Annotated in this window: 10 protein-coding genes and 1 pseudogene; 9 read left to right on the forward strand and 2 right to left on the reverse strand. The window is 73.4% G+C overall.

Going from position 1 to position 11536, the window contains the following annotated elements; translation table 11 throughout:
- Nucleotides 1–2069: serine/threonine-protein kinase (locus HLB15_RS19470; RefSeq protein ID WP_171107754.1), on the forward strand; the 2069-nt coding region annotated here is incomplete at its 5' end.
- Between the two features lie 278 nt (nucleotides 2070–2347).
- Nucleotides 2348–3349, forward strand: a complete 1002-nt coding sequence (locus HLB15_RS19475; protein ID WP_229785727.1) for a serine protein kinase RIO — start codon at nucleotides 2348–2350, stop codon at nucleotides 3347–3349.
- Nucleotides 3350–3456: 107 nt separating this feature from the next.
- On the opposite strand, the gene HLB15_RS19480 is transcribed toward HLB15_RS19475, so the two are convergent.
- Entirely contained in the window at nucleotides 3457–3927 is a 471-nt protein-coding gene (locus HLB15_RS19480) for an Lrp/AsnC family transcriptional regulator (RefSeq protein ID WP_171107756.1), read from the reverse strand.
- A gap of 60 nt (nucleotides 3928–3987) precedes the next feature.
- Between HLB15_RS19480 and HLB15_RS19485 the strand changes: the two genes are divergently transcribed.
- The 5 genes from HLB15_RS19485 (at nucleotide 3988) to HLB15_RS19505 (ending at nucleotide 9494) form a co-directional block, all read left to right on the forward strand.
- Nucleotides 3988–5154 (forward strand): trans-sulfuration enzyme family protein, encoded by a 1167-nt coding sequence (locus HLB15_RS19485; protein ID WP_171107759.1) that lies wholly within the window; start codon nucleotides 3988–3990, stop codon nucleotides 5152–5154.
- A gap of 9 nt (nucleotides 5155–5163) precedes the next feature.
- Entirely contained in the window at nucleotides 5164–5553 is a 390-nt protein-coding gene (locus tag HLB15_RS19490) for a DUF6841 family protein (RefSeq protein WP_171107761.1), read from the forward strand.
- A gap of 266 nt (nucleotides 5554–5819) precedes the next feature.
- Nucleotides 5820–6464, forward strand: a complete 645-nt coding sequence (locus HLB15_RS19495; RefSeq protein WP_171107763.1) for an SRPBCC family protein — start codon at nucleotides 5820–5822, stop codon at nucleotides 6462–6464.
- Nucleotides 6464–6928 (forward strand): ArsR/SmtB family transcription factor, encoded by a 465-nt coding sequence (locus HLB15_RS19500; RefSeq protein ID WP_171107765.1) that lies wholly within the window; start codon nucleotides 6464–6466, stop codon nucleotides 6926–6928. The genes HLB15_RS19495 and HLB15_RS19500 overlap by 1 nt, the downstream gene beginning before the upstream one ends.
- A gap of 88 nt (nucleotides 6929–7016) precedes the next feature.
- Entirely contained in the window at nucleotides 7017–9494 is a 2478-nt protein-coding gene (locus tag HLB15_RS19505) for a hypothetical protein (protein WP_171107767.1), read from the forward strand.
- Nucleotides 9495–9532: 38 nt separating this feature from the next.
- On the opposite strand, the gene HLB15_RS19510 is transcribed toward HLB15_RS19505, so the two are convergent.
- Complete coding sequence (locus tag HLB15_RS19510; RefSeq protein WP_171107768.1) at nucleotides 9533–10603, reverse strand: glycerophosphodiester phosphodiesterase family protein; 1071 nt, start codon at nucleotides 10601–10603, stop codon at nucleotides 9533–9535.
- A 97-nt stretch (nucleotides 10604–10700) separates the two neighbouring features.
- Here HLB15_RS19510 and HLB15_RS19515 point away from each other — a divergent pair, with 97 nt between their 5' ends.
- Both HLB15_RS19515 and HLB15_RS19520 read left to right on the forward strand, forming a co-directional pair.
- Nucleotides 10701–11165 (forward strand): HtaA domain-containing protein, encoded by a 465-nt coding sequence (locus HLB15_RS19515; protein WP_171107770.1) that lies wholly within the window; start codon nucleotides 10701–10703, stop codon nucleotides 11163–11165.
- Nucleotides 11166–11249: 84 nt separating this feature from the next.
- Nucleotides 11250–11536 (forward strand): annotated as a pseudogene (locus tag HLB15_RS19520) (hypothetical protein); the annotation flags it as partial.

The following is an 11536-nucleotide window of genomic DNA, read 5'->3' on the forward strand; positions in this document are numbered from 1 at the left end:
CGGGCCGCGCGGCACCCGCGGCGCCCGCCGCACAGCCCGCCGGCGTGCCCGGCCCGCCGCGCATCCCGGCCACCGGCGAGGTGCTGGGGCCGTACCAGCTCGTCGGGTCCCTCGGGCACGGCGGGTTCGCGCACGTGTACCGCGCCGTCGGGCAGGGCGGTGAGGTCGCCCTCAAGGTGCTGACCAACGCCGAGCGCGGATCCCTCGACCGGTTCGTCGGCGAGGCCGCGCTGCTGGACCGTCTGGCCGGCCGCGGCTTCCCGCGGCTGCTGGCGGCGGACCTGCGGTCGGCGACGCCGTGGTTCGCCATGGAGCTCGTCCCCGGGCCGACGCTCGCGCAGCGCGTGTCCGCCGAGGGACCCCTGCCGCTGCCCGACGTGCTGCGCGTGGCGGCCGACGTGCTCGACGCGCTCGCGGTCCTCCAGGAGGAGCACTTCCTGCACCGGGACGTGAAGCCCGCGAACATCATCGCGGCACCCGACCGGTACGTGCTCATCGACCTCGGCATCGCCAAGGGGCACGGCACCAGCACCTCGACGCACGCCGCGGGCACCATCTCGTACATGGCGCCCGAGCTGTTCGTGCGCAAGCCGCACGCCCGCTCCGACGTCTACAGCCTGGGCCTGCTGCTCATCTTCCTGGCGACCGGCCAGCTCCCCAACGACCTCAACTTCGCGGGCCGCGACCTGACGGCGGCCGACGTCGGACCGCTCGACCAGCGGCTGCTGCCGCTCGTGCTGGCCATGACGCGCCACCGGCCGGAGGACCGGCCGCCGCTGCACAACCTCGCCTCGACGGTGCGCCAGCTCCTCGCCGGCAGCACCGGGCCCGACCCGTCGATGCTGGCCGCCGCCGACGTCACGACCATCGAGCGCGGGCTCGTCACCGAGGTGCTCACCGGCAGCGGTGCGCCGACGAGCGCCGTCGCACCGACGAGCGCCCTGGCGAACAACCCGGTGCAGCCGGGCGAGGCGATGACCAACCTCGTCTACGACCAGCAGCTCATGGGCCGGTTGCACCAGGTGCACGGCGACGGGTTCGACGGCGCGGCCGAGGAGATCATCTCGGTGTACCTGTCCGCCGTCGGGCCGCAGCGGGCCGGTGGCCGCGCACCCGCGGAGATCAAGGACTACCTGTGGGCGGCGATGCGCTGGTCCCCCGGGTTCACCCCGGAGGGGTACGCCGACACCTACGACGGCTGGGTCGCCTACCGGCGCAGGCACGGGCTGCCGCTGCCCGGGGTCGCGGGCCCCGCCGCCGCACCCGCACGGCCCGCGGCCGACCCGACGCGCCGCATGCCGCCCGTGGGGCACCAGCAGACCGCGCAGCAGGTCGCCCAGCAGCCGACGCAGGTGGCGCCCGCTTTCCGGCCGGGCGGTCCCCCGCCCCAGGGCGCCTACCAGCGGCCCTCGGGCGCCCTGCCCCGCACCGGCCCCGTCGCGGCCGCGTCACCGGTACCGCAGCGCCCCGCCGTCGACGAGCGTCCGCCCGTCCCGGAGCCCCGCCGGGACGACGACGCACGGCGGTCCCGGGACGAGGACCGGGCCCACGACCGCGACGGGACCGGTGGCGGTCTCGGCGTGCTGGCGACGGTGCTCGGCTGGGTCCCGCGCCTGCTGCTCGTGCTCGCGGTCTACCAGCTCGTCCGCCTGCTGCCGGGCTTCGACGTCATGCCGAGCGCGGCCGGCCTGCCGCTGTTCGCCGCGCTCGGCGACCTCGGTGTCGCCCTGCTGGGCCTCGACCCCGTGTGGGCGCCCCGCATGGCCGAGCTCTCGATCCCGCTGCTCGGCATCGTCACCTCGGCCGTCGTGAACCTCTTCCGCGCCGTGCGGACCCGCCGCGGCGGCCGCACCTGGCCGTTCTGGCTGGTCGTGGTGGTCTGGGTGATCGTGATCGCCGTGCAGGGCGTCGTCGGCTACGCGCAGCAGGTCACGCAGGACGCCCGCACCTCGCTGGAGGAGCAGCGGCAGCAGATCCAGGAGGACTTCGAGCAGGGCGTCCAGGACACCACGGAGGACGTCACGGACTCCCTGTGGAAGTCGCTGGAGGACGCGCTGCCCTGGAGCTGAGGGGCCGTCGGGCGAAGCGCCCCGGAAAAACCCGTGCACGCCGGGACCGCCCCGTGCCATGCTCGGGCCACGGTCATCGAGACAGCCCTGCAGGCGGCGCTCGCTGACCGGCCAGCCCCGGGGCACGGCCCCGCACGGTGCGCTCCTCGAGCGCGGACAGGAAGGAGGCAGTCATGGACGACGTCGTTCGCGCGGCTGCCCTCGCGGCAGCAGACGCCACTGTCACCAGGAGCACCCGGCACTGACCCGGTCGTGCTCCAGCACCGAGGAGCACCGTCTTGCCCCGTTTTCCCGAAGCACCCAACGCTGCCCTGATCCGCGCCACGAACCGGAAGGGCAACCGCGACACCCCGTCCCGGCGCGGCCACGGCCCGACTCGTCGCGACGAGCTCGAAGGTCCCGGTCGGCCGGATGCCGGCCGGCTCGATCTCACCCAGCCCGATCCCGCCCAGCCCGGCCCCGGCCAGCGCTGGTCCACCTGGCGTTCCGTCGCCAAGGGGCAGCGCGGACCCGAGCCGGTCCCCGGCTGGCTCGTCACCCGGGACGCCGCGTTCGACACCGAGCTCGGCATCCTCAAGACCGGCAAGGAGGCCGACGCCTTCCTGCTCGAGCGCGCCCTCCCCCCGGGCACCCCGACGGCGGACCCTCAGGAGCCCGTGTCGTGCCTCCTGGTCGCCAAGCGGTACCGGAGCCTGGACCACGGTCAGTTCCACCGCGGCAGCGAGTACACCGAGGGGCGCAGGGTCCGGCGCACGCGCGACCAGCGCGCCATGGAGGACCGCAAGTCGGCGTGGGGCCGCGCCGTGTCCGCCACCCAGTGGGCGGACGCCGAGTTCGTCGCCCTGCGCGACGCCTGGGCAGCAGGCGCCTCCGTGCCCTACCCCGTGCAGATCGACGGCACGGAGGTGCTCATGGAGTTCGTCGGCACCCAGGAGGTGGACGACGACGGCGGCGTGCAGGCCGTCGCCGCCCCACGCCTGACCCGCGAGCGCCCGTCGGACGACCTGCTCGAGTCCTACTGGGAGCAGCTCGTGCACACCATGTCCGTGCTGGCGCGGCTCGGGTTCGCGCACGGCGACCTGTCGCCGTACAACATCCTGGCCGACGGCGAGCGGCTCGTCGTCATCGACCTGCCGCAGGTGGTCGACCTCGTGGCGAACCCGTTCGCGAGCGACGTGCTGCTGCGCGACTGCCGCACGGTGTGCGCGTGGTTCGCCGCCCGTGGTCTGGACGTCGACCCGGACGCCCTGTTCGCGGACCTGCTCGGACAGGCGCTCTGAGCGGGGACGGCGGTCGGTGCTGAGTGACTACCTCGCCACGTGACTACCTCGCTGCATGACTACCTCGCTGCATGACTACCTCGCCAGGTGACTACCTCGCGGGGTGGTCAGGGGGGCGGGGTGACCGGGCCGCAGGTCCAGGAGGAGAAGACCAGGTCGGTCTGGACGCGCCCGACCTCACCGCGCGCGGTGAGGTCGAGCACCAGCCGCTGCAGCTCGTCGGTGCCGGTGCAGGCGACGTGCACGAGGAAGTCGTCGGGCCCGGACACGTGGTGCACGGCGCGGGTCTGCGGCAGCGCGCGGACCCACTCGACGAACGGTCCGAGCAGCGGTCGCGAGTGCGTGGCCAGCCGCACCATGAGCATGGCCTGCAGCCCGCGCCCGACGGCGGCCGGGTCGATCTCCGCGCGGTACCCCCGGATCACCCCGGCGCTCTGGAGGCGCTGGACCCGGGCGAGGCAGGTCGACGGCGCGACCCCGACCCGCTGCGCGAGCGTCTTGTTGGACAGCCGCCCGTCGTTCTGGAGCTCGGCCAGCAGCGCCCGGTCCACCGAATCGAGGATCACGTTCTGGGTCATGGCCCGAATTTCTAGCACGTCACGGGCCCGCTGATCCTTCACGGTGCCGATAGTCCGGGCATGACGACCGATGCAGCGACCGAGCACAGATCCGAGCACACCGGCGGGCACCGCTGGACCACGCGCGCCGTCCACGCGGGCAAGGACGACCTGGCCGCCCTGGGCCTGCACGCGCCGCCGATCGACCTGTCCACCACCTACCCGTCGCACGACGTCGCCGGCGAGGCGGGCCGTCTGGACTCCTTCGCGGAGGGCCACGACGACGGCGGCCCGCCGGTGTACGGCCGCGTCGCCAACCCGACGGTGCGCCGGTTCGAGACGGCGCTGGCCGAGCTGGAGGGCGCCGAGGCCGCCGTCGCGTTCGCCAGCGGCATGGCCGCGCTGTCGGCATGCCTGCTCGCGCAGGTCGCGGCGGGCACGCCGCACGTCGTCGGTGTGCGGCCGCTGTACGGCTCGACGGACCACCTGCTGAGCAGCGGGCTGCTGGGCACGTCCGTGACGTGGGCCGAGCCCGGCGAGGTCGCGGACGCGATCACGGACCGCACGGGGCTCGTCGTCGTCGAGAGCCCGGCCAACCCGACGCTGGGCGAGGTGGACCTGCGTGCGCTGGCGCAGGAGTGCGGTGAGGTGCCGCTGCTCGCGGACAACACGTTCGCGACGCCGGTGCTGCAGCGCCCGGTCACGCTCGGCGCGAGCCTGGTGCTGCACAGCGCCACGAAGTACCTCGGCGGGCACGGGGACGTCATGGGCGGCGTCGTGGCGTGCGACGAGGCCACGGCCCGGGCGCTGCGGCAGGTCCGGTTCCTGACGGGCGCGATGCTGCACCCGATCGCCGGATACGAGCTGCTGCGTGGGCTGGCGACGCTGCCGGTGCGCGTGCGGGCGGCGTCGGCCACGGCGGCCGAGCTGGCGCGCCGGCTGGCCGACCACCCGCGCGTGACGCGCGTGCACTACCCGCGGGTGGGCGGTGCGATGGTGTCGTTCGAGACGTCGGCCGACCCGGTGGCCCTGGTCTCGGCGGTCCGGCTCCTCACGCCGGCCGTGAGCCTGGGTAGCGTGGACAGCCTCGTCCAGCACCCGGCGTCGCTCACGCACCGGATCATGGACGAGGTCTCCCGCAAGGACGCGGGCATCTCCCCCGACCTCGTACGGCTCTCGGTGGGCCTGGAGGACGTCGAGGACCTGTGGGCGGACCTGGCGCGAGCGCTGGACCAGGCGGGCAGCTAGCGTGGTCGGATGGCCGACTTCGACTCCGACGACCTGCTCGCCTTCCTCGTCGACTACGGCGTCGCGCTGGGCGCGGGCGACCTGGAGGTCGTGACCGACAGCCTCGCCTACCCCTCCGTCGTGGTCGAGGCCGATCGCTCGCTCGTGGTGCCCGACGCCGAGTCCGCGCGCGAGAGCCTCGCCGGGATGCTCACCGCGTACCGCGAGCAGGGGCTCGTGGCGGCGGTGCCGGAGGTCCGCGCCGTCGAGCAGGTCGGTGACGCCCTGCTGTGGGTCGACGTGCGCTGGAGCTACAAGGACGAGAACGCGTCGGAGGCCGCGGCGGACCGGGTGCGCTACCTGCTCCGCCGCGGCCGCGACACGTTCGAGCTGTGCGTGATCGTCCCCGTCCCGGACTGATCCGGAGCGCCTGCCGACCTGGGCCCGATCCGGACGGCGTCCGGCATCTGCCCCTGGCCGTGGCCGTGGCCCAGGGTCCGCCTCGACCAGGCGATTCGGCACGGTTCCCGCCGGGAATCCGTGCCAGATCGCCTGGTCGAGGCGGACCTTTCTGCTGGGAGTGCCGTGGTCGGGGTACACCCGCTTGGCACACTTTTTTGCACCCGCTTGCACGCGGCGGCACGCTGTGGCATAACATAAGCATTCACTTATAGAAGGAGAACACCATGACCAGCACCATCGACCCCGTCGCCACCGCCGGGCTCGTGACCCGCGAGGTGCGCGACGGCGAGCGGGACGGCACGCCGACCAAGATCGCCGTCGCACGGCGCACCTACGCCGCCGACCGCGACGACCTCTGGGACGCCCTCACCTCCGCCGAGCGCCTCCCCCGCTGGTTCCTGCCCGTCTCCGGCGACCTGACGCTCGGCGGCCGGTACCAGTTCGAGGGCCAGGCGGGCGGCGAGATCCAGCGCTGCGACGCGCCCGAGAGCTTCGCCGCCACGTGGGAGTTCGGCGGCCAGGTCTCGTGGGTCCAGGTCGCGCTCACCCCGGCCGACGGCGGCACGACGCTCGAGCTCGTGCACGAGGCGCTGGTCGACCCCGACTTCTGGACGCAGTACGGCCCGGGCGCCGTCGGCGTCGGCTGGGACCTCGCGCTGCTCGGGCTCGGGCTGCACCTGGCCACCAGGTCGGACAACGACGCACGCGAGTTCGAGCAGTGGACCCTCTCCCCCGACGGCGTCGAGTTCGTCCGGGCAGCGAGCACCGACTGGGCCGACGCCGCTGCCGCCTCCGGGCAGGACCCCGCCGAGGCGCGCGCCGCCGGGGAGCGGACCCTGGCCTTCTACACGACCGTGCCGGAGTCCTGATGACCCGGTCCGCCGCGGCGCCCGCGCCCGGGGACCGCTCCGACGGCGACACCCCCGGCAGCACCCCCGACAGCGCCCCCGAGGGCGTCTTCGAGGCGCTGGGTGACCCCGTCCGGCGTCGGCTGCTGGAGCTGCTCGCGCCCGGCGAGCAGCCCGCGGGCGCGCTCGTCACGGCGCTGCAGGCGCGGGTGCGCATCTCGCAGCCGGCTGTGTCGCAGCACCTGCGGGTGCTGCGCGAGGCGGGGCTCGTGCGGGTGCGCGCCGCGGGCACGCGCCGGCTGTACGCGGTCGACGACGCCGCGACGGCCGCGGCCCGGACCTGGCTCGCCCGGTTCGAGGACACGTTCGCCCAGCCGCTCGACGCGCTGGCGACCGAGCTGGTCCGCGGGCGGCGCGAACGGCGTCGGGCCGCGGGTCAGGCCCCGGCCGGGCGGGCCGACGACGCCGGCGCGGCAGCGGGCTGACCTGGGCCCTGGGTCCCAGGGCCGGCTGGGTGCACGGTTGGGCCGCTGGGCCGTCGTGGGGCGGCCCGGCCGTCCCTACCGTGAGTGAATGGCCAGCGACGTCGAGGTGAACAGGAGCCGCCGCCGTACCGAACAGGCGCGCGGGCGCCCCGGGCGCGAGGCGGGGCAGGCGCTGACGGAGTACGTCGCGGTCATCGGCGTGCTGCTGCTCGTCGCGGGCGTCGTGTTCGCCGCCGCGACGCCGGTCGGCACCTCGATCGGCGAGCAGTGGCTGTGCGCCGTCGACCCGATCATCAAGGAGAACGGTCAGGGCTGCGACGACGGGAGCACCGGCGGCGGGGGCGGAGGCGGCGGCGACGAGTCGGGCGACGACTACAGCCCGCCGACCGGCGACTGCGAGGACGACGTCACGTTCGACTTCGTCGACAAGCCGGAGTCCCCGTGGGACACGGCCGTCGTCCAGATCGACTGCGTCTGGTACCCCGGCCCGACCATCTGCTTCTCCGCGCACATGCCCGACGGGCACCTCGACCGCGCCGTGCCCGACCGGGTCTACCGCGAGGACGAGATCCAGGAGTTCGTCGACTGCGTGCGCGACGGTCGGGGCGGGCCGAAGGAGGACCCGAACGACGAGTCGTGCGCCAACGCGCTGCCGACCAGCGAGGAGATCGACGAGGACGCGCCGCCGCGCGTGCAGGTCGGTTGCCGCGAGTACCCCGTGCCCAAGGGGTGCGAGAAGGAGTGGCAGGCCTACCTCGACGCCGAGCCCGGCAAGGAGCGCGCCGCCCGCTCCGGGGAGCTGGCCAACTGCATCACCCGGACGTACGACTCCATCGACGTGCCCTGCGTCGTCGAGGCCACCGGGCACGTGGAGAGCGAGAACGTGCAGTTCCTGTTCTTCCGGTGGGGCAACAGCAACGGCACCCTCATCGAGAAGCTCGGCGACGGCCGGATCCGCATCCACGTGCTGCGCGGCGTCGAGATGGGCGCCGGCGTCAGCGGCCGGGACGTGGGCGGCTCGCCGATCAGCTTCGACGTCGCCGGCATCACGGGCTACTCCAAGGACAAGACCTACGAGTTCACCGACATGCAGGCCGCGCAGAAGTGGATCGACTGGTACAAGAAGTACGACGAGGTCAACGGCAAGCAGAACAGCTGCTCGGGCGCGCGGATCCAGTGGACCGGCGGGTGTGGCAGGAACCCCTACGCCGAGCAGGCCGAGAACCTGCGCGACGAGGAGCCCGACCACCACGAGCTGGCCGAGGCCGACAGCGACATCAAGAAGGTCAAGTTCAGCGGCGGACTCACCCTCGCCGGCAGCAACGCCAAGAAGAACGGCGGCGGCGTCCTCGGCGCCGGCTTCATCGAGGGCACCTACGAGGGCGAGGTGCAGATCGAGGACCGGCGCTGGTCCGACGGCAGCCGCACCGCGACGTACACGTCGTCCGACATGGGTGGCTTCCTCATCGGTGCGGCGCTCGGCGGCAAGCAGCCGTTCACCAAGGGCAAGGACGGCAAGCCCACGAGCGAGGGCTCCGGCGCGGGCTTCGGGTCGATGGGCAAGGACTGGAAGGGCACCACCAGCAGCACGGTCGTCTGGGACAAGGACGGCAACCTGTCCAAGGTCGTCATCGCGATGGACGACCAGGTGATGGCGACCCTCATCAACGCGGGGGTCGACCTGTCGGTCACGCTCCCCTACGGGTTCGGTCTGCGCGGCGGGTACTCGCGCTCGGAACAGGAGGGCACCATCTCCAAGCGCGAGCTCATCCTCGACTTCAACCAGTACCCCGAGCTGCGCGAGAAGCTCGGCCCCACGATCGACAAGCTCTACCCGCGCGACAAGGAGGGCAACCTCAAGAAGGGCGACGTGCACCTCGGCCCGGACAGCGCGACCGGCGAGCTGTTCGACGTCGCGGAGCAGTACGCCAACGTCCGCGAGCTGAGCTACGACGCCAAGAAGGTGAGCGAGGGAGGCGAGGCCGGCCTGAACTGGCAGGGCCTCGACCTGTTCAAGGTCTCGTGGACCACGGTCGACGAGAACAGGACGCTGTCGGAGTCGACGTTCGAGGTCACCGACGTCAACGGCGACAAGCAGACCATGTCACCGGCCCCGCAGTGCCGCGCCAAGGACTTCGAGGCACCCCCGGAGTACTACAGCGACGACTTCTCCGACCCGCCCACCAGCCGCCTGGACTCCCGCCACGACGTGGGCACCCAGTACGTCGACAACAAGACCCCCAAGTTCACCGAAGGCACCTACCCCGGCACCGACTACGACGGCGACGTCCCCAAGGACCGCGCCGACCGCGTCAAGTCCCTGCTGGACGAGTACGGCAAGGCCTTCCCCGACAAGAACATCCTGGTCGTGAAGGACTTCGAGAACTTCAACTTCAGCCACCTGTTCGGGTTCGTGCACCTGGCCACCGTCGACGGCATGGACGTCATCGCCCTGACCTCCGGCACCGTCAAGAACAAGGGCGACGGCGGCTGGATCAACTGGGGCTTCAGCGGCAGCTACGACTACGACCCCGACACCAAGGTCGTGAAGTTCAAGCAGAAGTGACACCGGCCGGGCCGCGCGGCGGCCCGGCCGGCGGGCCGTCAGTAGCTGCGCGGCAGCCGCAGGCCGCGGTCGGCCATCACCCGGCGCAGCAGGTCCGGCCGGTCGGTGATGAGGCCGTCGACCCCGAGGTCCATGAGGTGCTCCATGGTCGCGCGGTCGTCGACGGTCCACGGGACCACCTCCAGCCCCGCGCGGTGGGCGGCGCGTACGAGCTCCGGCGTCGTGAAGGGCACGTAGCCCGGGTCGCCGATGGCGCCGTCCTGCGGGTCGCCGTGCACGGGCGAGACGGCGTCGGCGCCGAACGAGGCGGCCGCCGCGACGAGCTTGCGCTGCGGGCTGCCCGGGAAGTCGTCGATGTCCAGGCCGCCGAGCCACGGCGAGGCACCCTCCTCCCCGACCTGCAGGAACTGCTGGCCGTTGGTGAGCGCGACGAGCCCGAACCGCGGCTCGACCTCGCGCATCCGCATGAGCGAGCCCCAGTCGAAGCTCTGGATCGTCACCTGCCGCACCAGGCGGGCCTTGCGCACCTCGCGTGCGACGACCTGCACGAACTGCTCGCGCGGCGCCGTCTGCTCGGGCGCACCCGCCTCGACCTTCGTCTCGATGTTGAGCGTCACCTGGCGCGCGCGGTGCCGGTTGACGAGCGCCAGCACCTCGGACAGCAGCGGCATCCGCTCCCCCGGGTGCAGCTCCTGGTCCGGGAACTGCGGCTGGCGCAGCGAGCCGCAGTCGATGGTGCGCACCTGCGCGAGCGTGAGGTCCTTGATGTAGGTGGTGCCGGGCACGTACGGGAACTGCGGGTCGCCGGGGAACGCCGGAGCCGTGTCGACGCACTTGGCGGGGTTCGGGTCGCGGTCGTGCGTGACGACGGCGTACCCGTCGCGCGTGATCTGCACATCGAGCTCGAGCGTGCTGACGCCGAGGGCCAGCGCGGTGTCGAACGCCGGGAGCGTGTTCTCGACGGTGAGCGCGACGCCACCGCGGTGCGCCTGGAGGTCGAAGGCCCGGGGGCTGCTGCCGCGCTCGCCGGCGGACGCCGGGGCGACCGCGCCGGCGGTGAGCACGAGGGCCGCGGCGACGACAGCGGCCGCGATACGTGTGGTTCTCATGCCCCCACCCTCGCCGGATCCGGTGACCGGCGCGCGGCCGGACGTGGGCACCCGGATGACGCGGCGGTGAACGCGCAGGTAGGAGTACGGTTCTCGGGTGGCTCATCTGGACTGGGAGATCAAGGCAAGCCTGCTGGTGTACGTCATGGGAGCGCCCGGCGGCCGCATCGTGCAGGACGACGCCGTGGGCGGATCGGGCGCCTCGTTCCACTTCCCGCTCGACCCCGACCGCACGCCCGACGTGTCCGCCGACTCGACGTCGTTCGCCTTCACGGGCTCCGTGGTGTTCATCGGGCACTTCGGCTCGTTCGTGGGCGAGATCGCCGACATCGAGGTCGAGGGCCCGGCCGACGGGGGCACCGACTGGACGATGTCCGTCCGCGACCGCGAGTCCGACGTCCGCACCGTGGCGTTCCGCCTCGCCGGTGCCCCGCAGCGCTCGGCCGACGGCGCGCGGCTCACCTGGGAGCAGGTCGACCTCACGGAGGACGGCGCGAAGCTCTGGGGCGGCAACTACCCCGTCGGCACCCGCTGGGAGCCGGTCACGATCGCCCTGGTCTGACCCGCCCCACCCCCTCGCCGAGCGCGGGCGCGGCGGGGTGGACTTTGCTCGGGATCATGGGGGTGCGCTGGTAGGTTGCGCGGTATGACGTCACCAGCACCCGGCGTCGGCGAGGTCGCCACCGCGGCCGTCGGCCCCGGTCCGGTCCCGTCAGCCGACACCCCGCCGGCAGCCCCGGCCCCACCGCCACCGGACCCCGGCCCGGTGCCCCCGCCGCCGGCCGGCACCGAGCCCGACGTCCACCAGGGCGCGCCCGAGGACGACGCCGACATCACCGCCGGTGCGACCCCGTCCCGGCGCGAGCCCGGTCCGGTCCCGGCGCCGCCCGCCGAGGACGACGCGCCGCTGCCGGACACCCCGTCGTCCACAGA

Source organism: Promicromonospora citrea (genome assembly GCF_013004695.1).
Lineage (GTDB): Bacteria > Actinomycetota > Actinomycetes > Actinomycetales > Cellulomonadaceae > Promicromonospora > Promicromonospora citrea.